Genomic DNA, 25,002 nt, shown 5'->3' with positions numbered 1-25,002 from the left:
CGATATATCTATGAATTAGTCATTTAATAATAACCCGGTAACGGTGGCAATACCGGCTCCGGTAGCACCAGCGGCCCACATATTGTTGGCATTTTCGTTATATACTGCGGCTAAGTCCATATGCAACCAACCTTTGCCTGATGAGTCAACAAAGCGTGATAAAAAGCCTGCGGCATTGCTTGCACCACCAGCACCACCACCTTTTTGAGTGGTCGAATTAGCCGTATCGGCAAAGGCGGAGGGGCATTTTTCTTGATGAAAAGACATTAAAGGCAAGCGCCAAGCCGGATCGTTATGACGACTAGCATGTCTTTGAGCGGCAGCAACTAAGTCATCATCCATGGAGAATAAAGCGTTAAACTCGCCACCTGTTGCCAGTACAGCGGCTCCGGTTAGGGTTGCGGCATCGATAATACGATTAGGGTTCATTTCTGAAGCGGCTATCAAGCCATCGGCCAGAACCAGTCGGCCTTCTGCATCGGTATTCGCGATTTCAACCTTAACACCATTTTTATAAGTAATAATGTCACCCAGCTTATAGGCAAAACTGCTCACCATATTTTCGGCGCAACACAGAATGAGTTTAACCCGTTTTGATAACCCTGATTGAATCGCTAAAGCAAGAGCGGCACTAACGGTTGCGGCGCCACCCATGTCACACTTCATTGAAAACATACCAGCACTTGGTTTTATTGAGTACCCACCAGAATCAAAGGTAATCCCTTTACCCACAAGTACCGTATCGATTGTTGCGTTTTTATCACCACTTGGGTTGTAATCTAAAATCAGCATCGCCGGAGGATTAACACTGCCTTTACCAACATTGTATGTGCCACTCCAGCCTTGTCTTTCGAGCTCTTCCCCTTTGACAATCTCAAAACTGACATGCTCGCCTGCCAACGACTTTAAGTATTCTGCGGCCGCTGTGGCTAAACCTACAGGCACTAGATTTGAAGGCGTTGCGTTAATTAAATCTCGAGCCCAAGCATAGGTCGTTAGCTTTTTATTTAACGCATCGACTAAGCCACTGTCTCCGGTAAATTCAACCGACTTATATTGGCCAACTTTAGTAAAGCCTTGAGCAAACGCCCATTGCGATAATTCGCACCAATGCTGGCCTGATAATTTGGCTTGCTTAACCCCTAAACTTTCAATTTTTCGTCCGGCTTGTTGAATTTTCCTTAAATCCAAACGATTGACATCGTCAACAAAAATTACAATGTCATCTTGCTCAAAACCGATTTGAGTTGCTGATTGCCAGTTTGAAGGCTTCTTACTGCTTAGTCTGATATTTGCTACTGATGACATATATTCTTCCATTTCAAAGTTATTGTAATAAGCTAGGATACAAAATAATCCACTATAAAAACAGGGGGGTAGCTTTTAGAGTTGCTCTACAATACTTTTTTGCATGGTTTCACGCCAAATATCAAGTAATGGTTTAACCTTATCTAAGGTAATCGGCTCTCCCGCTTTCATCGACTCGCCAAAACCAGTCTTAACAACTCGTGCCAGCGTTTCTGAGCTTCGCGAGTCAAGAACTTCAACTTCGATGGTAAATTTAACAATTAATTCAGCGGCCTCATTTACCGCTTCCGAGCTTAAAAATTCTGTTTGTAAATATCGATAATCCATCGAGTCTTTATCGACAACGTTTAATTCGGTAATTGCCACTTTTAATCGAATGGTACGATCACCAGGTTCGGTTGCCAAAGTGGCAGTATTCCTAATAGCTAAAGCAAAGGTGTCATTGGTGTATTCACTGATGGCCGACAAAGTCTCTCGAGACGCACTATCATTAGGTTTTGGCGCGGGGAAGTATTGCAATGCATCGACCATAATTTTGTTATATCCCCGCTGTTTTAATTCGGGACTAATATAGCGTTTGACCAAAGAATTATCTTCAGCCTTTATTTCTTCTAAATCTTTATAACTGCTTAAAAAGCCAGAATAAGCTTGGCTCTTATCACTGCTCGATTGCTGGTCATTATTAATGTTTTGCTGCGCTGCGGGATTACAGGCACATAAAGCTAAAGATAAACTTAATAACCCCGCCATCTTGACCATATTCATACCCTATCCCCTTTTATTTATAAAATTGCCGTCAAGGCTATAAACAGCCTAATTTTGCTTACTTAATGATGCGAACTACGCCTTTGCTGATAGCCGTAAAAAAGCGTAATTTACTCTGTGTTGAGTATTGCCTATTTTTATTAAAATACAATCCATACCTTAACTTAGACCGGTGACACATTTAACAACAGAAACCGATTTAACGGCTTTAGTTACCGACCGCAATAAAATTATTGCATTTAGCATGAGCAACGATTAACGTTTGCCTTTACTCGCAATCAAATAAAAATATGAAATATCCACAAGCCTTAAAAAAAGCCACGTTAATAAAACGCTATAAACGCTTTTTGGCCGATGTGATCATTGCCGATGGTTCAGAAGTTACGATACATGTCGCAAACACCGGGGCAATGACAGGCTGTGCAGAGCCAAACGATATTGTATGGTTTAGCACCTCGGATAATCCAAAACGCAAATACACGCGCAGTTGGGAACTGACCCAAACCAAGCGACAACACTTTATTTGCGTTAATACCATCCGCGCTAACCAATTGGTTGAGGAAGCATTGAGGGATAACACCATCAGCCAATTGCAGGGATACAAGACTCTAAAACGTGAGGTGAAATACGGAATAGAGAACAGTAAGATCGATTTTCTCTTAGCCGATGGCCCAACGGACAATGCCTACATAGAAGTCAAAAGCGTGACCTTGTTGGACGATTCAAGTGAAAATGGCACCGGATACTTCCCTGATACCGTGACCCTGCGTGGACAAAAGCATATTCGAGAGCTAATCGAAATAAAAAAATCCGGTAAACGAGCTGTTTTACTGTTTGCCGTCTTGCACACAGGCATTGACCAAGTTAAACCTGCTCGTCATATAGATCCAAAATACGGCCTATTAATTGATCAAGCACTGGCTGTAGGGGTTGAGATCTATGCTTTCAAAGCCAACATTAATCAAGCCGAAATCCGCTTGAATCAAATGATCCCGTTTACCCCTTAAGAGGAAAAAGACTTGCTTAGCGGTTAAATGAGATCACACCGTGTTGTTTGGATATCTCATTTCCTTGCAACATTTCAAAACCCAAAGATTTGGCATCTTCGCAATCACCTTGTCGGTCGACATCCGCGACAATGACAGCGACTTTTTTATTGCAAAAATTATCTATAAAATTGCTTAATTGCGCATTATCTAAGGTTTTTAACGCCGATAAACTCACTTTAATCGAATCGATTTTTGCGTGCTCAATTCGGTTCATCTGTTGCAAGTTATTTTGAGCATAAAATAACGATACGCAAGGCACGAATTGACATAAACGGGTGATTTCCCAATGTGCTTTTACATCGTTAATATTCGTGTCCAATAGAACTTGAACAATAAGTCGATGCTGAGCTTGTGGATGTTGATTAAATAACTGCTCAAGCTTTTTAAACACCCGTTCAGAACTCAACACATAAGAGGGAATGGGCAGAAGTATTTTGACCTTTTGGTCGAATAAAGCGAACAATTGCTCGAAGCATTCGCTTAAGCGCCTTAACTTCCAATCATAGAAATCAATTTGTAAATACGGCGTTACGCCTTGCTTAAGTACAGCGTCAAACGCATCATTAAAAGCCTCATTACCAATATGAGTGACTTGTAACTGGCGATAATCAATAGCGTTATTGCTGTGGTTAGCAATCGGATGAAATTGAAAACCCACTTGATTTTGAATCAAGGCCTTACGAACTTTTTGCTCCGTACTCAGTTGTACCAACAATTGCTCTTTTTGTGCTTTTGAATAAATACGATAACGGTTTATTTCAGCTTGTTTACTGGCGATCAAGGAACGTGACAGCAGTTTTTCAGGATCAAAGACTTCATCGCTGGTAACCGCCACACCTATTCTGGGCGTAAGATAAAGGTGATAGTCATCAACCTGAACGGGGGTTGCCAATAAAGATAATAGGTCATCTAGCAAATGTTTAATCCTATCAACAGACTCGGTTGGTAGGCAAAATATAAACTCGTCATCACTATTTCGAGACAAACAAAAAGCGTCATTGTTAACCGAAATTTTTGCGCATAAATACGATTTTAATATTTCAGCCATCTTTTGAATAAGCTTATCACCAACTAATGGCCCCAATGCAGCATAAGCACTGTTTAAAAAACCTAGTTGGATCGTAACGATACTCATTGGGTCTTCACCGACTTGGCGAGATTGCCAACGTGCGTGCATATATTTTAATAAGCTTTGTTTATTTGCCAGTCCCGTAAGGGAGTCAAAGTAAGCCAAATAATTTAATCGGCTTTGAGTATTTTTTAAATCATAAACATATTGGCTAGAGTGCAACATATAGGCGACTCGGTGACTGATCACTGGCCATTTGATTGGTTTTTGTAAAAAGTCTGTGGCCCCAACGTCAAACGACTTAGCAATTGAGTCAATATCGCCAGCCCCTGTTATCATCAAAATAGGAATGTCTTCCCCCTCGTCAGTGTTGCGAATCTCTTTACACACCTGAAAACCACTTTTCTCAGGCATTTCAACATCCAGCAATACAATATCAGGTTTATGCAAAACATATTGCGACACCGAAGATACCCCGTCGGCGGCGCAGATAACGTCAAAACCATCCGCACTTAAGACTTCTTGCATCAACAATAAGTGGGTTGGGTCATCATCACAGACAAGGATTTTTTTCTTGTTAACCTCTTTTACATAATCCATTTGTACCTCTTCCTCCTTAAAGTTCAACTAAGTGAGCGACTGTTTTTTCATAACAAGAAGACAATAACTCAATCTCATTCGCACATTGCATCAAATCGTTATTAAACGTTGCTTGTTCTATTGATTGGCATAAATCGACTAATCTCTTGGCACCTACGTTAGCTGACAGCGACTTCATAGCATGCGCTAACTGGTATACAGAATCACTATCCCCATTGATATAATGTTGTTTTATATCGGGTAATTTACCTTGCATTTCGGTACGAAACATTGCGAATACTTTCGGAAATACATTTCTACCGGTAATTTTTTCAATATCAAAAATCGCATTTAACCCTTCCTGATCAATCAACTCATGCGTCGGTAACGCTTCAATCGATTTTTGAGCAGGGGTTAACGTCTGAGTTAGCTTCACTTGTAATTTAGGAATGTGCTTGCAAAGAATTTCTTCCATTTGGCCGAAATTAAATGGTTTAAGCATAAAATCATCCATCCCTACGCCCAAACATTCCTCTAAATAACCAACCCCTTTGCCTGCGGTTAACGCAATAATAAGAACCGGAGGTTGGTTGTGAACTTCTTGCCATAGGCGTATTTTTCGAGTCGCTTCAAAACCATCCATTACCGGCATCTGACAATCCATAAAGACCAGATCATAGTGTTTGTCTTGCACCATTTTTAGAGCCAACGAACCGTTTTCGGCGATATCAACCTGACAACCATACATCGCCAGCATTTCGGTCGCGACTATTTGGTTAGTATAGGCATCTTCAACCAATAACACCTTGGCATTAAATTGGATGACTTGCTCTCCCTCTTTTAGAGTGTCATCTTGGTGGCACGATACTTTCTCAGCTAAGCTCTCATATAAATCAGCTAATTGAATGGGTTTTTGAATGAACCGAATCTTTGAATATTCTTTTGGATTAATCTCATCATTATCGTCATACAAACAAATGATACGCTGATGCAAATGCTCCATCTTTAATTGCCAATCCAATTGGCTTAAGACTTCGGCATCGATTAATAACACATCATGAAAGCGGTTTTTATAAAATTTGGTGATACTTTCACTGTTATTAATTTGCTGATAATTCAATTTTAATTTTTGCAAGCTATGCTTAACCTGCTTTATTACGGCTCGATCGTAAGTGATAAGAGCAACATTGGCTTTGGCAACAACATCCAAATCGAGATCTAACCGCCCTTCAGCTTCATTACCTTGTATTTTACCGTCAGCACTGTGGCCTATTTCAATAGGGACTTTAATGGTAAAGGTCGTTCCTTCCCCGACAACCGAAGAGATTGAAATGCTACCGTCCATTAATTCCACTAAACGTTTGGTTATGCTTAAACCTAATCCCGTGCCACCAAATTTTCGGGTTGTGGAGCTGTCTGCTTGCTCAAAAGGTTTAAAAATATTTTCTTGGGTTTCTTGTTCAATACCGATACCTGTGTCGATTATCTTAAGTACCAACATCGAATCTTCAAGGTCAGCAAACACACACACACTACCTTGATGAGTAAACTTAATGGCGTTTCCTAATAAGTTATTTAGGATTTGGCGAAATCTTAATACATCGCCCTTAATATAGGTTGGACAATTAAGGCCAATTTGCGCTTTAACTTCGACGTATCTGCTGTCATCACGAGGTTGTAATAAATAAACACATTCATCTATTAATGCTGGTAAATCAAAACTGACATTTTCTAACCTAATTTTATTCTCTTCCATTTTGGAGAAGTCGAGAATGTCATTAATCAGCCTTAATAAACTTTTGCCTGAGCTAAACGCCATATTGGCATATTTCTTTTGCACTTCTGATAAATTGGTTTTCAGCAATAATTCATTCATCCCAAGAATACTGTTCATTGGGGTGCGGATTTCATGGCTCATGGTGGCTAAAAAGTCGGCTTTGGCTTGGGCTGCTTTTTCGGCAATATCTTTAGCTGATTCGGTTTCAATAATGGCATTGGCGAGGTTATCATTAGCCTCTTGTAAATCTGCGGTTCTTTGCTTAACCTGATCCTCTAATCGTTGCTGGTATAACTTATTTTCGTTGGCTTTTCGACGGCTTCGCTTTAACATTGCCAACACTATCATCAACAACACGAAACCATAAAGGCTATAGGCATACCAGGTTTGCCACACGGGTGGTTTTACAAAAATATCAACGACGAGGCTTTCGTCACTCCAAAAACCGTCATTATTTGAGCCTTTCACCACCAATTGATATTCACCTGCGGATAAGTTGGAAAAGGTAATTCTGTTTTCATTTAAGTTTATCCAGCGATCGGACAACCCTAACATTTGGTATTTGTATTGATTATTCTCTGGTGCGGTGAAATCCAGAGCTGCGAACTCAAAGCCAATAACCGAGTCGGAATAATCGAGCACCAAATGCCCTTCTTTGTTTAATACCGACTTAATCGGTACGGGTTCATTAAATTTTCTAAACTTGGTTAGGCGAACCTTTGGGCTGTAATTATTGATTGGTATTTGATGCGGATTGATTATATTAAAACCATTGGCGCCACCAAAATACATCTGTCCATTTGTTCCTTTAAATGCGGCGCCAGCATTAAAGTTTCTGCCTTGTAAGTTATGCGATGCGCTAAAGTTTATTAACGAAAAATCTTCAGGATGAATTCGACTGATGCCATTACCATGACTGGCCCAAATAAAGCCTTTTTCGCCCTCTAGCAAACCGTATGCCGAACTAATGCGTACCCCATTCCCTTGACGAACATGAGAAAACGCTACTTCTCCTTGATAATAACGCTGCTTATTAAGACGCGATATACCGCCATCTTGAGTGGCGAACCACAAATACTTTTTGGTATTTAAAATGGAGTAAACAGAGTTACTCTGCAGAACATCTTCGCTGTGGTTTGACTTGATTAAATGGTGAAACTTGCCTGTATTTCGATCGTAAACATCGACACCTGCATTTTCGGTTGCGATCCATAATAACCCCTTTTCATCTTCAGTGACGCTATAAACCCAATCACTTGATAAGGAATTTACATTATTAGGATCGTGCTTTAGATAGGTAAAACCTTTTTCCGGTTGATAGAAGTTAACCCCGCCCCCATAGGTAGATATCACTATGGTACCATCGTTTAATTCGTTAATGCTGGTGATTTTATTGGCACTGATGCTGTTTGTGCTGCTATCGCGAGTAAAGTGAACAACATCTTGTGAGTTAGTCGGCTGCAAATACAGGCCATCAAAGGCAGCGCCTACCCATAAATTATCTTTACTATCAACAAATAAACTGCCAATGTGCTTGTCACGAGTATGGTCAAAAAGCAGTTCTATCCTTGCGCTATTGGTTGTATGCAAACTATTAGGATTGACTAAATTAAGCCCTCCGCCCCAAGTGCCGACATAAATATTGCCATCTTTTGCTTGGGCAAAAGACGAGATTACATTATTAGATAGATTAACCCCTAACTGATTACTGACATGGGTGAATAGCTGTAAAGATGCATTCCATTTACTGACCCCATTATCGGTACCAACCCAGATAACCCCACCGTCATCTTTATACACCGCCCGTACTCGATTATCCTGTAAACTGGTCAGTCTGCTATTATCGTGTTCATGCAGTTTAAACACTTGCTTGTGAATTGAAAACTGACAAAGACCAATATCTGTTGCTAACCATAGGTTCCCGTTAGGGCCTTGTTCTATATCGGAAATACTGTTGCTACAAATGCCTTGTGGATTTTGCCTGTCATGCTGAAAGTGTTGCGTTATCCCTTGTTTTAAATCAAAGCTAAACAGGCCATGTTCAGCAGTTCCAACCCAAAGCATTCCCCTCGAGTCCATATACAACTTGCGAATATTATTACCCGCAATCGCAATGTCGCTAGATGCATTAAAATGCAGAAAATCATGTCGGTTTTTTAATTTAACGTTTATGCCATTATCGCGAGTGGCAATGTACAAATTGCCCACTGAATCAAAAACCAAATCAGATATTTTATTACTGCTCAAAGAAGAGCTGTCATTACTATTGGTTAAGAAAGTAGAGAATTGGTTGGTTTTTAAATCAAATAGTACAAGACCATGCTCTTCACTACCAAACCAAAGATTGCCTTCGGGATCTTCAGCAATACTGGAGTAGTACAACCCCAAGAATTTGGTTGGATGAGTATTGCGATTAAACAGCCTAAATCGCTCTTCTTCAGGATAATAAAGGCCAATACCATTTCGCGTAGCAACCCACAGGCGACCTTCGCGATCAGAATGCAAATCGTTAACCCAATTACTGGATAAATTTCCCGGTTTACCGATGTCACTACCAATTTGGCTTACTTCGTTACCGTCGTATTTAAATAACCCATCTTGAGTGCCAAACCACATAAAACCTGCAGCATCTTGTGTAATTGCATAAATCGTTGGGTGTAAGTGCAGTTTATCTGCATTTAGATTTGAAAATTGAATCTCTTGTAAAAGCTCAATCGTACTGTCCTGCCTTGAGTCATGAGCAGCATAACCTGAGAACGTTGGCAATATCGACAAGATAAAACCAGCCACAGATTGATACTGATATTTTTTTAAGGTGTTAAAGCAAGCTGTAAAATTAAATCTAAGAGGTTTAAACAAAGATAGGCAATACGACACTAATTTTCCTACATTTTATTGTGTAATAAATACGACTAAGCGTTTCAAATTACATCATTTATAACAAAAAAAACCGGAGATAACGAGTCTCCGGTTTAATTAAATATTACAATATTTTAAATGACTATTTAAAGCCGCTTATAAAGGTCTATTCTGGGTCAACCAAGTTCGCTTCAATAATTGCTGCTTCAACTTGATTGCTTTTCATTTTGCCCCACAAGGAACCATCGCCAACCATAGTATCTTCAGCATCGCCCCAAAGAGCCCCATTAGCTTCAAGGTATTTGACTCGACCCCACAATGTCCCATCGGCATCAAGGTACTTTACTTTGCCCCATAACGTGCCATCAGTGCCAAGGTACTTCACTTTACCCCACAAAGTCCCATCTGTTTCAACGTACTTAACTTTGCCCCATAAAGTGCCATCAGCCTGTATGTATTTTACTTTACCCCAAAGAGTTCCTGCAGTATTGATGAAACTTTCTTCGCCCCAAAGTACGCTTTCAGTCTCGAAAACCTTTACTTGGCCAGATAAAGAACCATCAATATCAAATACTTTCTCTTGTCCCCAATATGAACCACTGGTTTCTACATCTTTAATGCTTTCCCACAAGAATGTATCGTTTTCTAGGTACTTTACCTTACCCCATAAAGTGCCATCTGTTTCGACATATTTGACTTTACCCCACAAGGTACCCGACGCTTCTAAGTACTTAACTTTACCCCATAAAGTACCGTCACTTTCAAGGTGTTGTATTTCTCTCCATAATGAGCCGTCAGCATCAATATACTTAACCTTGCCCCATAAAGTGCCGTCGTTTTCTAAATATTTTACCTTACCCCATAAAGTGCCATCGGCTTCAACGTATTTCACTTTACCCCATAAGGTGCCATCGCTCGCAAGGTATTTAACCTTACCCCATAAGGTACCGTCGGTGTAAACCCCATCCCAGGCATGATCCTCAAGACCCGGTAAGTAGTGTTCTCCTGTTTCGGCATTATATTCCACAGGGCCTAAATAATGTTCTTCATTAGCGATCTCTAGTGCCAAAGCTTGGCTGTTGTCGATACAATGTTCGTTATCGGCTTTTAGCGCCAACATGGTATCAACAACACCGCGACCTTGTTGGAATAAGCTAAAGGCAAGACCTTTTTCTTCAGTAACCATTAATTTCGCTGAGTCTAATAAATGACATTTCACTAAGTCTGGCGTTAATTCGGGATTTGCCGACAACAATAGAGCCGCAATACCTGATGTTAGGGCCGTCGATTGAGATGTACCTGAAATTTCGTAATAATCTTTTCCGGTGTCGTACAAAGCAAAGTTTTGGGCAATATAACTGTCATCACTTAACAAGCCTTGAACATGACCACCTGGTGCAATAATTTCAGGTTTAATAAAACCTTCAATCGTTGGCCCTGCACTTGAGAAAGTCGTTAAAAAGTCATCACTGTAGTCATAAGGTGTGTAGTTATCTGACACCGCGCCAACAGTCACTACGTATGGGTTATTTCCTGGCACGCCAATGGTCATATCATCTGAGCCACGGTTGCCCGCAGATGCCACTACAGTGATCCCATTTTGCCAAGCAACCATCAATGCTTGGTTGATTGGGTCTTGCCAGTAAAATGAGCTTGGTGGTGCGCTAAACGATAAGTTTAACACTTTAATGTTTAACCCATCTTTATTCGCGACAACGTAATCAATCGCTTTTAAAACATCAACGTATGTTGCTAAGCCTTTATCGTCAAACGCTTTTACCGCTAATAGATTTACATCCGGCGCAACACCATTGTAGCTATTGGTCTTGCTCTTAGAATCTAAGTATTTTTGTGAGCTGTTAACAATAAGACTGGTAACATGAGTACCATGACCAAACTCATCGGTTACATCATCACTACCATCAATGGCATTGTAGGTGAAAATGCTGCGAGCTTTATTCTCACTGTTTTTGCTGATCTGTTTAAATGAGCTTAAACCACTGTCGATAACTGCAACAGTCACACCTTTACCGGTTACCCCTTGAAAATGTGCTTCATTTGCACGTGTTTGCGAGGCCACATAGGTGTCACGATTTTTTCCACGCTTAACCAACGTTTGCTCAGCTTCTAAAGCAATGGTTTGACCGTCACTTAAGGTTACGCTAATCGCATAATCGCTTTCATCAACACTGGAAATATCATCAAATGCCAATTCAACTTTTAATAGGTTGCTTGGTGCTAAGGTGTATTCAGCCAATGTTTGGCTAAAACCACCCATAGTCGGAACAAGAGTAATATCAACATCATTGACTGTAAGCTCTGATAAATTTCCATTCGCTTTTGGCCAAGACAAGGCAATTGCGTCAACAACAACTTTCTCGTTCAGTGAGGCTTTCCAGCTTACTTCGGATGAAGATAATTTAAATTTTAATGGTTTCGCTTTTTTAACGGCAGCAAAGTCATTTAGTTCAACTTTTGAGTCGGAAAAGAAACTGAGTAAAGGAGCCGATTCTTTTAACTTTTGTTGTTGCTCTTTGGTAAGCACCGCAGAGACCGCATTAATCACCTTAAACGTGTGTAGGACTTCACCACCAACACCTTCAATGGTTTCGATCATCGCTTTAGGGCTCGCGCCTTGAACAATCAGGGTCTTTGTTTCTGCATGTTTTTGGGCTTGCGCTTTCCACATAAACATAAAAACGGATAAAACAACCAAGGTTACGATAGATATCGTCCTTATCGTTCGCTTGTTTGTTGGGTATTTCCACATGTTTAACTGCATATTTCCTTTCCTTTGATTAAAATCATTTTATTCAAGCAAGTACCACTTTAATGGCTAAAAGCTCTCATTCATTGTTTTTGAGTACTTATTTAACGCTTGAATATTGTTTTTAACGTCGATTTAGCAAATACCAACAACAATGACGGAAAAAACACCAAAAAACGAGGTGAGAAAGAAGTAACGAGATCAGAATTGATAGAAGCATAATAATGCCAAAGCGATTCTTTTTATTTTTATTATTAATGCGTAAAACTCGATTAATTAACCTTCAAAGGTGAACTAATTAAACACCAAGTTACAAGCATTATTAACATGATAGAGCTCGTATTTCATGACCTCTTGCTTGTTTAAACTAGCAAAATCTCACTCAGTTCAGTCATTCATTCTGCCAACTCTTGATGTTATTTGCAATGCCCCTAAAGGCGAATAACTATCTTATTTTACTGAATTTTATACTATTTTTGTTTCTGAATTGATTCTGTAACAAACGCTAGATATATTTTGCTCATTAACCTAATGCATTGGTTCTTAATTTGCAATCTAGCAAACACTGATTTGCGCAATGATCTGTGCAATGCACAGTAACGTAATTTACATAAATCAAACCAGTGAATGTAAGTGCATTACTTTAAGGATTATTCTTTATCTGCCAACTTATTGTAATTGTCTAATTTCAATGCCATATTTATCGTCGTTTAAAATAATCTCGCTATAAAGTGATTTTGAACCTTGATAAATCAGTTGCCAGACCTCATATAGCGAGTTTGAAACAAATGAGACAAACAGTTACACATTATGGTGGTGATTTTATTGCCTCCAGTAACCCAATCTGTTATAGATACTCAATTATTTTATATCGCTTATCGAATTAGGTTGTATTAGGAGATTCGGCATGCCAGCAGGCAAAACAAATAAAGCAATCGGAATTTTAGCATTGGCCGGTGTTAAGCCATACGTTGAAAAGGACGGCGAAGAGTACATGAACCCAGCTCAAGAAGAGCATTTCAAGAAAATTCTCGAAGCCTGGCGTGTTCAATTGCGGGAAGAAGTCGACCGCACTGTTACTCATATGAAAGATGAAGCAGCCAACTTCCCAGATCCGGTTGATCGCGCTGCACAAGAAGAAGAATTCAGTCTTGAACTGCGCACACGTGACCGTGAACGTAAGTTAATCAAGAAAATTGAGAAAACGCTTCAACTTATTGAAGAAGAAGATTTCGGCTACTGTAACGCTTGTGGTATTGAAATAGGCATCAAACGCCTTGAAGCAAGACCAACAGCAGATTTATGTATCGAGTGTAAAACCCTCGCTGAAATCAAAGAGCGTCAATTAGCAGGCTAACTCATTGTAATGGACTCCCCTCCTTACAACTGCTTACCTCAGCGGTCCGATACTTGTTATCGCGGCCGCTTTGCCCCCTCACCTTCGGGTTTTCTTCACTTTGGCTCATTGCTCGCAGCCCTAGCCAGTTTTTTAGATGCTAAGCACCACCAAGGTCAATGGCTGGTTCGTATTGAAGACATCGATCCTCCCAGAGAACAACCTGGGGCCGCCGATGCCATCTTACAAACGCTAGACGCTTATGGTTTGCATTGGGATGAAGACGTCTTATATCAAAGCAATCAAAACGATTATTACGAAACGCTTTTGGCCGAAATTGCCAGTCATCAGCATAGCTATCATTGCCGATGTACTCGCGCCGATATAAAAAAAATCGGCGGGATCTATCAAGGACACTGTAAATCGTTAAAGCACCCTCGAGCAGGAAGTGCGATAAGGTTAGTCAATCAAGCGCCAATTTTTCACTTTAATGATCGCTTGCAGGGTTTGGTCGAGGTCGATGTAAACCTTGCAAAAGAGGACTTTATAATTCATCGCAAAGATGGGTTATTTGCCTATCAACTTGCGGTTGTCGCCGATGATATCGCCCAAGGAATAAATCATATTGTTAGAGGTTGTGATTTACTCGAACCTACCGCTAGGCAACTGACGCTATATCGGTTATTTAAACAAACAGCGCCAAGTTATCTTCATATACCTCTTGCCATTACCGCAGAAGGCAGGAAGTTGAGCAAACAAAACTTTGCCCCCGCAATCAACAATGCCAATCCACAACCGGCATTATGGCAGGCCTTACACTTTTTGGGTCAGCAACCACCTGAAGAACTGAAATATCTGTCAGTGGCACACATTATTGATTGGGGCATTAGCCATTGGGATCCAAACAAATTGCCGAAGCAACGCGAAATCGTTTTCTTAGAAAATCAATAATGTCGTTATAATGACTTGCTATATAATGATTTAATTGGATTTAAATCTGCTTTTTCGTTCTCTTTTTGACCACTTTCGGCTATTATTGCCGCCTAAATTTAGTAGCTCCGCTAAACTATGGACACAAAGCGTGTTAAGTTTTGGCTAAGACAACAAAATATAACCGTTGAAAATTTAACGAAAGGTGCCAACAGCAGCAATTTCATCGCCTAAAGAGCTCGTTCAAAAGCCACTTAGGCCGTTAAATAAGTAGATGAAATGACCCAATAGGTTGCTGTACGTAACCATTGGGGCAACAATAAACACATAACAACACTCGGTATTTTGCTAACGTATAGCCAAATTTTCGTTATCAATAAAATACCGACTAAGATTTCAAGTGAAATCTGCATTATTGACAGGCTGATTGCTTGCTCAATTTTGGTATCACGAGGAAAAAATTATTAACGCATTAATCAGGTTTTTAAAATCGATGTTAGGAAAAGCCGACGCTTCACCCGTAAACACACCAAGAATACTTGAACGTTCAGAGCATAACGTTTCTCGAAAAGAACTAAGTGAGAATGCTCTAAAAGTCTTATACCGTTTAAACAAGGGTGGGTTTGAAGCTTACCTTGTTGGTGGTGGAGTGCGTGACATATTACTTGGCGAACACCCGAAAGACTTTGATATTGCCACCAATGCAACCCCAGAACAGGTTAAAAAGCTATTTCGTAACAGCCGGATCATTGGCCGTCGTTTTCGCTTAGTGCATATTGTTTTTGGCCGAGACATCATTGAAGTTGCCACTTTTAGGGGCCACCACGCCACCGCCGACGAAAAGAAAGCAACGGCTCATTCCAAGCAATCAGAGCATGGGATGTTACTTAGAGATAATATTTACGGCTCAATAGAAGAAGACGCAGAACGCCGCGATTTCACCATTAATGCTCTTTACTACTCGGTAAAAGATTTCAGAGTTTACGATTTCGCCAACGGCTTAGAAGACATAAAGCGTCGTCAAATTCGCTTAATTGGCGATCCTGAAACGCGTTACCGAGAAGATCCGGTACGTATGCTTAGGGCCATTCGCTTTGCGACTAAATTAGATATGAAAATTGAAAAGAGCACAGCCGAACCCATCACCCAATTGGCGAGCTTGCTCGAAAACATTCCGCCAGCGCGAATGTTTGAAGAATATTTGAAACTCTTTATGGCCGGCAAAGCAGAAGCCAACTTTGACGTATTACAGCAAAATAAATTGCTGGTTTACTTATTTCCGCATATCAGTCAAATCGTAGCTCAATCTCCTGATGCCCAAGCCGTGCAATTTGTCAGACTGGTATTAAAAAATACCGACAAGCGAATTAATGAAGGTTTGCGCGTTACACCGGCCTTTTTACTGTCTGCTGTGCTTTGGTACAACATTGAAGCAATGAAACAACAGTTAGTCAGCAAAGAGGCTCTACCTATTCAGGATGCTTTTTTTGCCGCATTAAATGAAGTTATGGCTGAGCAACAACGACGTATTGCCATTCCAAAACGCTTTCAGTTACCAATGAAAGACATTTTTGTTCTTCAGCACCGCCTTATTAGACGCGATGGCAATCGTGCATTAAAATTGCTTGAACACCCTAAATTTCGGGCCGCATACGACTTTTTATTATTGCGGGGCCAAGTTGAAGGTGGTGAAACAGAAGAGCTTGCGAACTGGTGGACCCATTTTCAAAGCGCCAACTATGAAACCCAACAGCAAATGATCAAAAGCTTAAAGGGCCCTCGTACTGGTCGCAGAAGAATACAACGCAAGCGCCCAAAACCTCGGAGCAAAGAGTCCTAATGCATACGGTTTACATTGGCCTAGGCAGTAATTTGGTTGAGCCTGAACGGCAATTAAAAAAGGCGGTTGAAGCACTAACGTTAATCGAGCAAACGCTCTTAGTTCAGGTGTCTTCTTTATACGCCAGTAAACCCATGGGGCCACAAGATCAACCTGACTATATGAACGCAGTCGCCAAGGTTGAAACAAAACTTAGCCCTATTGAGCTTCTCGATAATTTGCAGCAAATCGAATTAACGGCAGGGCGAGTACGAAAAGAAGAGCGTTGGGGCGCACGAGTTTTAGACTTAGATATATTATTAATCGATAACTTAGTTATCGACACGCCCCGATTAACCGTCCCTCATTATGGGATGAAAGTGCGGGAATTTGTGATCTACCCACTGGCAGAAATCAGTCCTAATTTGACCTTACCCGATGGCACGTTGGTAACAGAGCTTAAAGCCGACTTACCTGAAAACGACTTAGTTATTATAGGTCAATTGCACTGATCTCAAATTTATGACACTGTAGCGGCATTTATTGAATCAGCAAGAGACTTTAGCCCATATTGTAAGGTCATTTGCTTGATTCGTTTGACGAAACTATCGTTAGCAACAAATCAATACCGCTATCCATAGACAGATAAAAGCAGAATAGATATGAGTAGAATAACCGTTAGTACCCTTAAAAAAATGAAAGATGAGGGTAAAAAAATTTCCTCCATTACCGCATACGACGCCAGCTTCGCCAAGATTTTTGATGATGCGGGTATGCACGTCATGTTAGTTGGTGATTCTCTAGGTATGGTATTACAAGGACAATCCGATACCATCCCTGTTACGGTTGATGATATCGCTTACCATACCCGCTGTGTGCGTAGTGGCGCCGAAAAGACCTTACTAATCGCCGACATGCCTTTTATGTCTTACGCCACCAAAGAACAGGCCTTTGCCAATGCCGCCAAGCTTATGCAAGCGGGCGCCAACATGGTGAAAGTAGAAGGCGGTGAATGGTTATTTGACACCATTGCTGGCTTAGTCGAGCGCAGTGTGCCTGTTTGTGGTCACTTAGGGCTAACACCACAGTCAGTCAATGTTTTTGGTGGTTTTAAAGTACAAGGCCGTGACAACGAGAAAGCCTTACAAATGATTGAAGATGCGAAAAAGTTGGAACAGGCTGGAATTCAGTTACTGGTACTCGAATGTATCCCAACCGAACTTGCTAAAGCCATAACACAAGCGGTCTCTATTCCGGTAATAGGTATAGGTGCAGGCAATGTAACCGACGGCCAAATCTTGGTTATGCACGATGCATTAGGAATTTCATTTGGTAAAATCCCTAAGTTTTCTCGTAACTTCTTAGCTGAAACCGGCGACATTCGCCAAGCCGTTGAGCTTTACATGAATGACGTTTCAAGCGGACAATTTCCGTCAGAACAACACAGCTTTCAGTAATTATATAGGCTTTGATTATGCACACGGTAAACTCAATCTCTCCATTGCGAGAGCAAATCCAGCAATGGCGCCAACAAGGTCTAAAAATAGGCTTTGTCCCGACCATGGGAAATTTGCATGCGGGCCATATTTCTCTCGTTGAAGAAGCCCATAAACATGCCGATAAAGTTGTCGTCAGTATTTTTGTCAATCCTATGCAGTTTGGCGCGAACGAAGACATTGATTCTTATCCTAGAACTTTAGATAACGATAAACAAAAACTGATTGCTGCGAACGCTGATTTACTGTTTACCCCGACACCTGAAATTATTTATCCGAAAGGCTTAGACCAACAAACCTATGTTGAAGTACCCGATGTATCGCAAGGTTACTGTGGTGAGTCAAGACCGGGTCATTTTCGTGGTGTTGCAACCGTGGTGTGTAAATTATTTAATTTAGTGCAACCCGACAGCGCTTGTTTTGGTTTAAAAGATTATCAACAAGTGCAAGTGATCCGCACCATGGTAGATGACTTGTCGATGCCCATTGAGATTATTTCCGTTGAAACCATGCGAGAACCTTCTGGTTTAGCCATGAGTTCACGTAATAATTATTTAACCCCAGAACAAAAAGCGATCGCGCCCGCCCTAAATAAAAGTCTTCGATGGTTAAAAGAGCAGTTGTTGGTAAGTAAAGATTTTACCCTGTTAAGCCAGCAGGCGGCACAGATGATTAACGACACAGGGATGAAAACCGACTACATTCATGTTTGTCATGCTAGAACGTTGCAACCGGCAACTAAAGACGACAAAGAATTGGTGATCCTCGCTGCAGCCCACTGCGGTAAAGCGAGACTCATTGATAACCTGCAAGTCTTTCTTTAGCATTTAAACAAGCCAATAAAAAACGGGATCGCTGGATCCCGTTTTTGTGTTCACAAAGCCTAATAGCTAACCCTCTCATGGGGTTGCTAAATTAGGATTCGTCTTCTTCGCGTAAAAACTTAATGTCACTAAATCCCATTCGGGCAAACTCTTTTTGACGAAAGTTTTTCATAATGCCTTGACCTCTTGAGGTCATTTCAAGTTGCTGTTCCATTGCTAGAAAGCTCTTGATATCAACCCCCTCAGCCGCGGCTGCCGCTTCATACATATCGCGAAAACGACTGAACGAAAAAGGAATGGTTTTGCGTTTACCTTGGTAAACATAGGTGACTTGTCTGGCCATATTGGCATTTACCCTCTGTTGTCCAACAACGGTGTCACCGTTGTCATTTAAATCATTACGAGCTGAAGCGTTGCTCAAGCCATTTACCAATCTCTAATACCTGCTCTAAGCATACCGAGTGAGGCATTGGGTAAGTTTGGTAGCTTGGTGTAAAACCAAGTTTTTCCAATTCAGCTTTAGCCTGCTCTCCTAACATAGGAGACACCACTGGGTCTTGACTGCCGTGCATAATCGCAATGTTTAAGTCTTTATTTTGTTCGGCTATGACAATGCTATCTTTGGTAGCAAAATAGGTCGACATCGCCAACAAGCCTGCCAATGGCTTATGAAACGTTAACGCCGCCTGATACCCTACGGCGCCACCTTGAGAAAATCCTGCAATAATAATGCGATCACTTGGGATCCCACGTTCAATCTCGCGTTCAATTAACGCTTGCACCGCCTCAGCCGATTGCACTAATTGCTCACTATCAACTTTGCGCTCAATACTCATATCAAGTATATCGTACCAAGCAGGCATCACCATGCCACCATTAATGGTCACGGGGATTTTCGGTGAATGAGGAAAGACAAATCGAATCGGCAACGATTCTGCTAATTTTAATTCTGGCACGATAGGCTCAAAGTCATGACCATCGGCGCCAAGACCATGCAGCCAAATAACACTAGCGGTTGCTGTCATGCTAGGTTCAACTTCCACACAAGGTAAATACATCTTAAATTTTCTCTTTAACACTTTGCGCCTAGTATAACGGTTAAGTAAGACAAATAAGAGTAGTTACGATGAAATTATCAAACTCAATGCAGTAAAAAGCAGTCGATATAGGGTGTTTTGATTGGCGAGTTTAACCGCCCAAAAAATGGAACAGGCAAGCTTAAACATTTTGAATACTTCTACAGGTGATACCAATCAAACAAAGCGCCATATTAATAGAACAAATACCGTTGATTAAATAAAATGAGTTAAACAAAGTCGGTTAGAACTAGCAACAAAGACGCAAAAGCCAACGGGTTTACGCCTTTTTATTGGCGTATTCGTTTTTATCACTTGAAAGCATGGCTACGCCCAACCAAGAAAACCATACTATTTGGCTCAGACCAAAAATTTCGGTCAGCATTTGAGCAGGATAAACGCTAAGAATGCCAACAATACCAACAAAAAGTCCGAAGCAATTAAGTTTTTTAGAAAGCGCACCCGCTTTTAAAGCGGCAATACTTAACAAAACAACCCATAACCCGCCAACAACTTCGTTGCCGCCACCTAAACCTTCAACAACTGAGTAAATAGCCCGCCAGACCGTCATCGCTTGTTCTGGGTCTTGCGTTGATAGCTCCAAAACGGCAGATAAGCCAATATTTGCAATCATCCCACTCGCAATCACTAAGCCCACCCAAATAACACCAAATATTGAAGCGAGTTGCGAAAGGATGGGGTTATGACGTTTCAAACGTTGATCAATAGCCAACACCAATACCGCCAAAAGAATCCCAAAAATTACGTACATAATAAGATTTACGATAGACAGAATAAGCTGATTTTCCGCTAAATAAGCAAATTTTTGTATCGCGCCGGCATCGGTAGGAAAGTTCCAGAACGCCCCAAAAAACACAAATGCAGATACGTAAATAATGGCTTCAAAAAGAGCGGAAATCCCCCCTATTTTTTGTAAATTATTCAAAATATAAACTCCTTGTTATGTGCATATTGAGAAAGCTAACGCTAAGCTAAACCACATAATACAGTTAGGCTCAAATGTGTGCAGCGCGAGCGAAGCGATAATGTTCCGTTAGAATGTCTTTTTTAAGCAGCAGATAAGAAAAGCCATTGGGTTCAAGATTAATATCACTTATATTTCCGGTGTCATAAAAACGTCTTGCCATCTAACTAATTAATAGTGAGATAATCCCGTATTTTTCTAGCAAAACTATGCTCTTCTTTATTTTGATATATGTACAATATATCTTATAAGCCATTACTATAAAAGGGTTTGTTATACACTGGGTAACTTGAAGTAGATGGGCGTATACAAATTATTGGGATTGGTATTACTGCCTCACCCTCCTCGTCGCTCAAAGATTTATTTAAGACAATAAAAAAGCCTCTTGCTATTGGCAAGAGACTTTGAATTAAAGCTTATGACGAGTTATTTTTTCAAGACTTTAATGGAGCCATTCACACTTTCAAGTTCTAGGTTGGAGCTGGCATCACCAAATTGGCCTTCTAAATCGGTGCCATAGTATTGGCCTTTTTCACCGCGTAAACCAAAGTCGGTTTTTATTGAACCATTACCAGTGCTGGCTTCAATTTTGGCACCAAAGCCCTCTGCTACGTATATTCTGATCCCACCGTTTACGGTTTCTACCTCTACATCGATATTGCTGGCATGGTCAGCAAACGTTAATTCGACCTTGCCGTTTACTGAGTCGACTTCAACATCGGATGCTAACCCCGTTGCGGTAACGGAACCATTGACGACTTCGGCATTTAATTCACCCGATACATTCTCCACCTTTAAGGAGCCATTTACCAAATCAATATCACGTAATTTTACGTCCGCGGGTACCATCACGGTATAATCGACACTGCCATTAATGTTATTGTGGCGACCCCAGCCTTCACCGTGTTCATAGTCGGTTTCAACACTGACCTTATCACCAACTTGTTTGGTTTTAACTTGAATGCGCTTACGCGTTTCTTCATCGCTAGCCGTGATTTCGGCTGTTACTAAAATTTCATTCTTATCCCACGCTTTGATATCGACATCACCATTTACGTTTTCTAATACCAGCTGACCTTTACCTTCTAAGCCAAATGCATATTCAACCGTATCATAAAATTTAGCATTAGCCTGTAAAGCGACAGTGGCTAACAAGATGACGGATAATTTACTTAATGTATTCATAACTTACGCCCTTAACCCAAAAATGTTTTCATTAAATTGTTTTGTTGTTAGTTGAGATGCTGCATTAATGAAAAAGGTTTAAAAAATACTGTTCTTAATTTTATTTTTCCACGTTACTATGACATTAGCACCCTAAAAAGAGAAGAAGTCTATGTTAAACGTTCAGTTACTGCTCACCGGAAATGAATTAATGAGTGGTGATATCGTCGATACTAATTCGGTATATATTGCACAACAATTAAAAGATTTAGGTATTGAGCTGCACCGTAAGTCGACCGTTGGTGATCACCTTAATCTGTTGGTCAGTGAAATGGAACGCTTAAGTCAGGAAAGCGATATTTTAATTGTTAATGGTGGTCTTGGCCCAACAGTTGACGATATGACGAGCGAAGCATTAGCACGCCTTACCAACAGCCCTTTAACCTTACATCCAAAAGCATACGCGCAATTAGAGGCATGGTGTCAAAAGCGAAACTATCAGCTCTCAGAGCCCAATAAAAAACAAGCCATCTTACCCGCTGGCTGTGAAATCATTGACAATCCTATTGGCAGTGCGCCTGGCTTTTGGATACGTCACAATGATTGTCAGATCATTTGCACACCAGGTGTTCCACCAGAGCTTAAAAGCATGCTCAAAGGCAGTATTTTAGATTTAATTGCCGCTCAACTGCCCAAAGAATATCGCACCATCACCAAAAAGCTGACTATTTTTGGTATGGGCGAATCTGGGGTACAAAAAATGGTGAACGAGTCTTACCCTAATTGGCCCGAACAAATCGAGCTAGGGTTTCGCTCTGCAATGCCGTTACTGGAAATTAAACTCACCACCAGAGATAACACCAATGAACAACTAAGAAAGCAATGGTTTAACAACTTAAAGTCCCTGTTAGGTCAACATGTGGTATCAGAAACTCAGCAAAATATGCCAGCTACCTTAGTCAATTTGTTACAGCAACAAGGCAAAACCATGACCTGTGCGGAGTCTTGTACTGGTGGCTTGATCGCATCGCTGATCACCAGTGTTGCGGGCAGTTCAAATGTATTTGAAGCAGGCTATGTGACTTATTCAAATCGAATTAAAACACAACTATTAGGCGTAGAAGAGAGCACCTTATCTGGTCACGGTGCGGTCAGTGAAGAAGTGGTTAGGCAAATGCTAATCGGGGCACTAAACGGCAGTCATGCCGATGTTGGTGTTGCTGTTTCAGGTATTGCGGGGCCAAGTGGTGGTAGTGAAGAAAAACCGGTCGGCACGGTTTGGCTAGCTTGGGGAAGTCGAGATGAGATCCGCACTCAAAAGTTATTTTTCCCTGCTGAGCGAGTATATTTTCAAAAATTTATTGCGACAGCAGGTTTGGATTTATTGCGCCGCTTTATTCTTAACGACAATGACGTACCAAGGTATGTCATCGAACGTCAAAAGCGTTAATTCGACATCATCAGCAAGAACGTTTGCAAGCGTGTTTAACCTGTTGGTTAAACACGACCTCTCCTGCTAGCCCCAGATTGTATAACGGCTGCGCGCTTGCCCAAGCAACTGAGCGAGTTGTCGTATTACATAACTGCATAATTACATAACCACATAACCAGACTCAGCGATATTAAAGTATTAATTACTTTTTAGTCAGTTACGCCAACAATTGGCATCTTTATCAAAAACGAAATAGCTAAAACATCATGAAAAACTAATAATACATTTAATAACAACAACTTAAAAACATGGCAAGCTTATTGCTATTTTTATTCTAAGTTATTTTAACCATGTTTTAACAAAAATTAATAAGTGTATGTTCACGGAGTCAGGTTATGAAAAAGATCATTTTTGCAGGTATCGCCAGCACCATTTTATTTACCTCGTCGGTATTCGCTCACGAAGATCACAATGCATCTTTTAGTAATGATCATTGTGCCGTTGATTTTAACTATGGTGTGGTGGTTGAAGGTCAAAATATTCGCTTTATCGACAACGATAACACTCTTGTTCAAATCAACGATTTAAGCCAACTATTTGTGCATGGTAAAGAAGTAAGTTTAAATCAAGCTCAACAAGCTTTAGTTTCTGATTATGCTTCGGGTATTAAGCAACAAGTACCTGAAATTGTAGAATTAGCCTTAGATGCTGTTGAGATTGCATTTGGTGCAGTCACTCAAGTGATGGTCGGATTAGGCGTAGAAGATTCAAGCTCTGCGGATCGTATTGACCAATTATTTGTTAGCATTAAAGAAAAAGTTCATAAACGCTTTAACAAAGACAATGGGAATTACTTTTTAGCCGAACAAAACTTTAATGAATTTGATGAATTTATGGAAGAAGAATTAGAAGCTGAAATTGAGTCGATTGTTGCCGACTCTGTTGGCAATATTTTAATTGCTGTCGGCCAAGCAATGAATGACGAAGAAGGCAATTTTGAGCAAAAAATGCAAGCCTTTGGACAGCGCATGGAACGCATGGGTGAAAACATTGAAGCCGCGGTTGAACCACAAGCTGAAGCTTTAGGAGCAAAAGCAGAAGCCTTATGTGACAGTTTAAAAGAACTTGATTATGTCGAGCAAGAGCTGAGCAATAGCATTGATGAGTTGGCTAAATTTAACTTAATCACCTTAAAGAACTAAGCCCCCCTTTTTTGATCTACCCTTTTAACGGAGTCCTAGACTCCGTTTTTTTTCACCCTCGTTAACTTGCAGCGACATGTCATATAAACAAATATATTGCACAAAAAACAAATACTGTACATAATTACAGTATCGAGGTTTTGTAGTATGTTAAAATTTATTCCAATTAAAGCCCAAGCTGGGATCACCGGTTTTGAATCTCCAGCTGCCGATTACCAAATGCTTGGTCTCAGCTTAGACAAACTGCTTATTGAACACCCTAGTGCGACATATATTGGCTTAGCTAATGGTGAGTCGATGGTGGAGTTGGGTATTTTTGATGGTGACTTGCTGGTCATTGATCGTTCAGTGAACGCCAGCAATGGCGATGTCATTGTCGCCAACTTAAATGGCGTTTTTGTATGTAAGCAAATCGACAAATATAACCATCGTCTGTTGTCATCTTCTTCGACCCACCAAGCCTACGAAATTCGTGAAGGTGATGACTTTCAAATAGAAGGGGTCGTGGTACGCTCTATTCGCTTACACCGAAAATTAAATTTAGATTTTTTTGTTTAAACCATTA

Annotated in this window: 19 protein-coding genes; 10 read left to right on the top strand and 9 right to left on the bottom strand. The window is 40.7% G+C overall.

The annotated features are described in order from the left end of the window. Positions 1-15: 15 nt before the first annotated feature. Together pepB and ACAY00_RS02070 are read right to left on the bottom strand one after the other, a co-directional pair. Complete coding sequence (pepB, locus tag ACAY00_RS02075) at positions 16-1,308, bottom strand: aminopeptidase PepB (RefSeq protein ID WP_371376555.1); 1,293 nt, start codon at positions 1,306-1,308, stop codon at positions 16-18. Positions 1,309-1,383: 75 nt separating this feature from the next. Continuing rightward, entirely contained in the window at positions 1,384-2,073 is a 690-nt protein-coding gene (locus tag ACAY00_RS02070) for a DUF3313 domain-containing protein (protein WP_371376553.1), read from the bottom strand. Positions 2,074-2,363: 290 nt separating this feature from the next. Between ACAY00_RS02070 and sfsA the strand changes: the two genes are divergently transcribed. Further along, positions 2,364-3,080 (top strand): DNA/RNA nuclease SfsA, encoded by a 717-nt coding sequence (gene sfsA / locus ACAY00_RS02065; protein WP_371376551.1) that lies wholly within the window; start codon positions 2,364-2,366, stop codon positions 3,078-3,080. Between the two features lie 16 nt (positions 3,081-3,096). Here the strand turns inward: sfsA and ACAY00_RS02060 are convergent, their stop codons facing one another. The 3 genes from ACAY00_RS02060 to ACAY00_RS02050 all read right to left on the bottom strand — a co-directional run bounded on the left by ACAY00_RS02060 (position 3,097) and on the right by ACAY00_RS02050 (position 12,188). Further along, positions 3,097-4,791, bottom strand: a complete 1,695-nt coding sequence (locus tag ACAY00_RS02060) for a response regulator (protein WP_371376548.1) — start codon at positions 4,789-4,791, stop codon at positions 3,097-3,099. 16 nt (positions 4,792-4,807) lie between these two features. Continuing rightward, positions 4,808-9,337 carry a two-component regulator propeller domain-containing protein gene (locus ACAY00_RS02055; RefSeq protein ID WP_371376546.1) on the bottom strand — a complete coding sequence of 1,510 codons (4,530 nt, stop codon included), beginning with the start codon at positions 9,335-9,337 and terminating at the stop codon, positions 4,808-4,810. Positions 9,338-9,572: 235 nt separating this feature from the next. Beyond that, positions 9,573-12,188, bottom strand: a complete 2,616-nt coding sequence (locus ACAY00_RS02050; RefSeq protein ID WP_371376543.1) for a S8 family peptidase — start codon at positions 12,186-12,188, stop codon at positions 9,573-9,575. Between the two features lie 892 nt (positions 12,189-13,080). On the opposite strand from ACAY00_RS02050, the gene dksA reads away from it, so the two are divergent. From dksA to panC, 6 genes are all read left to right on the top strand, one after another. Continuing rightward, on the top strand, positions 13,081-13,530 hold the full coding sequence (gene dksA / locus ACAY00_RS02045; RefSeq protein WP_371376540.1) for an RNA polymerase-binding protein DksA: 450 nt from the start codon (positions 13,081-13,083) through the stop codon (positions 13,528-13,530). Between the two features lie 9 nt (positions 13,531-13,539). Further along, the gene (gene gluQRS / locus ACAY00_RS02040) at positions 13,540-14,460 is read left to right on the top strand and encodes a tRNA glutamyl-Q(34) synthetase GluQRS (protein ID WP_371376537.1); all 921 of its coding nucleotides are present in this window, start codon (positions 13,540-13,542) and stop codon (positions 14,458-14,460) included. A gap of 472 nt (positions 14,461-14,932) precedes the next feature. Beyond that, entirely contained in the window at positions 14,933-16,279 is a 1,347-nt protein-coding gene (gene pcnB, locus ACAY00_RS02035; protein WP_371376534.1) for a polynucleotide adenylyltransferase PcnB, read from the top strand. Next, positions 16,279-16,770, top strand: a complete 492-nt coding sequence (folK, locus tag ACAY00_RS02030) for a 2-amino-4-hydroxy-6-hydroxymethyldihydropteridine diphosphokinase (RefSeq protein ID WP_371376531.1) — start codon at positions 16,279-16,281, stop codon at positions 16,768-16,770. Before pcnB ends, folK begins: the two co-directional genes overlap by 1 nt. 150 nt (positions 16,771-16,920) lie before the next feature. Then, on the top strand, positions 16,921-17,715 hold the full coding sequence (gene panB / locus ACAY00_RS02025; protein ID WP_371376529.1) for a 3-methyl-2-oxobutanoate hydroxymethyltransferase: 795 nt from the start codon (positions 16,921-16,923) through the stop codon (positions 17,713-17,715). A gap of 17 nt (positions 17,716-17,732) precedes the next feature. Beyond that, complete coding sequence (panC, locus tag ACAY00_RS02020) at positions 17,733-18,578, top strand: pantoate--beta-alanine ligase (protein WP_371376526.1); 846 nt, start codon at positions 17,733-17,735, stop codon at positions 18,576-18,578. Between the two features lie 91 nt (positions 18,579-18,669). On the opposite strand, the gene ACAY00_RS02015 is transcribed toward panC, so the two are convergent. The 4 genes from ACAY00_RS02015 to ACAY00_RS02000 form a co-directional block, all read right to left on the bottom strand. Next, the gene (locus ACAY00_RS02015) at positions 18,670-18,921 is read right to left on the bottom strand and encodes a DUF2960 domain-containing protein (RefSeq protein ID WP_371379494.1); all 252 of its coding nucleotides are present in this window, start codon (positions 18,919-18,921) and stop codon (positions 18,670-18,672) included. Positions 18,922-18,976: 55 nt separating this feature from the next. Next, a complete protein-coding gene (locus tag ACAY00_RS02010) occupies positions 18,977-19,603 on the bottom strand; it encodes an alpha/beta hydrolase (protein WP_371376523.1) in 627 nt (208 codons plus the stop codon). Between the two features lie 331 nt (positions 19,604-19,934). Continuing rightward, the gene (locus tag ACAY00_RS02005) at positions 19,935-20,600 is read right to left on the bottom strand and encodes a DUF4386 family protein (RefSeq protein WP_371376520.1); all 666 of its coding nucleotides are present in this window, start codon (positions 20,598-20,600) and stop codon (positions 19,935-19,937) included. Positions 20,601-21,065: 465 nt separating this feature from the next. Continuing rightward, on the bottom strand, positions 21,066-21,824 hold the full coding sequence (locus ACAY00_RS02000; RefSeq protein ID WP_371376518.1) for a DUF4097 domain-containing protein: 759 nt from the start codon (positions 21,822-21,824) through the stop codon (positions 21,066-21,068). A 151-nt stretch (positions 21,825-21,975) separates the two neighbouring features. Here ACAY00_RS02000 and ACAY00_RS01995 point away from each other — a divergent pair, with 151 nt between their 5' ends. The 3 genes from ACAY00_RS01995 (at position 21,976) to ACAY00_RS01985 (ending at position 24,995) form a co-directional block, all read left to right on the top strand. Further along, entirely contained in the window at positions 21,976-23,253 is a 1,278-nt protein-coding gene (locus ACAY00_RS01995; protein ID WP_371376515.1) for a CinA family nicotinamide mononucleotide deamidase-related protein, read from the top strand. Between the two features lie 377 nt (positions 23,254-23,630). Further along, a complete protein-coding gene (locus tag ACAY00_RS01990) occupies positions 23,631-24,437 on the top strand; it encodes a DUF2884 family protein (RefSeq protein WP_371376512.1) in 807 nt (268 codons plus the stop codon). Positions 24,438-24,584: 147 nt separating this feature from the next. Further along, entirely contained in the window at positions 24,585-24,995 is a 411-nt protein-coding gene (locus ACAY00_RS01985; RefSeq protein ID WP_371376509.1) for a LexA family protein, read from the top strand. Positions 24,996-25,002 lie beyond the last annotated feature (7 nt).

The organism is Thalassotalea sp. 273M-4 (assembly GCF_041410465.1).
Classification (GTDB): domain Bacteria; phylum Pseudomonadota; class Gammaproteobacteria; order Enterobacterales; family Alteromonadaceae; genus Thalassotalea_A; species Thalassotalea_A aquiviva.
The sequence above is the reverse complement of the archived record's forward strand: the minus strand, read 5'-3'. Positions and strand labels throughout refer to the sequence as shown.

Bases quoted from the DNA above. Each gene is read 5' to 3' on its own strand.
- pepB (WP_371376555.1), bottom strand. From the start codon at position 1,308: ATGTCATCAGTAGCAAATATCAGACTAAGCAGTAAGAAGCCTTCAAAC.
- ACAY00_RS02070 (WP_371376553.1), bottom strand. From the start codon at position 2,073: ATGAATATGGTCAAGATGGCGGGGTTATTAAGTTTATCTTTAGCTTTA.
- sfsA (WP_371376551.1), top strand. From the start codon at position 2,364: ATGAAATATCCACAAGCCTTAAAAAAAGCCACGTTAATAAAACGCTAT.
- ACAY00_RS02060 (WP_371376548.1), bottom strand. From the start codon at position 4,791: ATGGATTATGTAAAAGAGGTTAACAAGAAAAAAATCCTTGTCTGTGAT.
- ACAY00_RS02050 (WP_371376543.1), bottom strand. From the start codon at position 12,188: ATGCAGTTAAACATGTGGAAATACCCAACAAACAAGCGAACGATAAGG.
- dksA (WP_371376540.1), top strand. From the start codon at position 13,081: ATGCCAGCAGGCAAAACAAATAAAGCAATCGGAATTTTAGCATTGGCC.
- gluQRS (WP_371376537.1), top strand. From the start codon at position 13,540: ATGGACTCCCCTCCTTACAACTGCTTACCTCAGCGGTCCGATACTTGT.
- pcnB (WP_371376534.1), top strand. From the start codon at position 14,933: ATGTTAGGAAAAGCCGACGCTTCACCCGTAAACACACCAAGAATACTT.
- folK (WP_371376531.1), top strand. From the start codon at position 16,279: ATGCATACGGTTTACATTGGCCTAGGCAGTAATTTGGTTGAGCCTGAA.
- panB (WP_371376529.1), top strand. From the start codon at position 16,921: ATGAGTAGAATAACCGTTAGTACCCTTAAAAAAATGAAAGATGAGGGT.
- panC (WP_371376526.1), top strand. From the start codon at position 17,733: ATGCACACGGTAAACTCAATCTCTCCATTGCGAGAGCAAATCCAGCAA.
- ACAY00_RS02015 (WP_371379494.1), bottom strand. From the start codon at position 18,921: ATGGCCAGACAAGTCACCTATGTTTACCAAGGTAAACGCAAAACCATT.
- ACAY00_RS02010 (WP_371376523.1), bottom strand. From the start codon at position 19,603: ATGACAGCAACCGCTAGTGTTATTTGGCTGCATGGTCTTGGCGCCGAT.
- ACAY00_RS02000 (WP_371376518.1), bottom strand. From the start codon at position 21,824: ATGAATACATTAAGTAAATTATCCGTCATCTTGTTAGCCACTGTCGCT.
- ACAY00_RS01995 (WP_371376515.1), top strand. From the start codon at position 21,976: ATGTTAAACGTTCAGTTACTGCTCACCGGAAATGAATTAATGAGTGGT.
- ACAY00_RS01990 (WP_371376512.1), top strand. From the start codon at position 23,631: ATGAAAAAGATCATTTTTGCAGGTATCGCCAGCACCATTTTATTTACC.
- ACAY00_RS01985 (WP_371376509.1), top strand. From the start codon at position 24,585: ATGTTAAAATTTATTCCAATTAAAGCCCAAGCTGGGATCACCGGTTTT.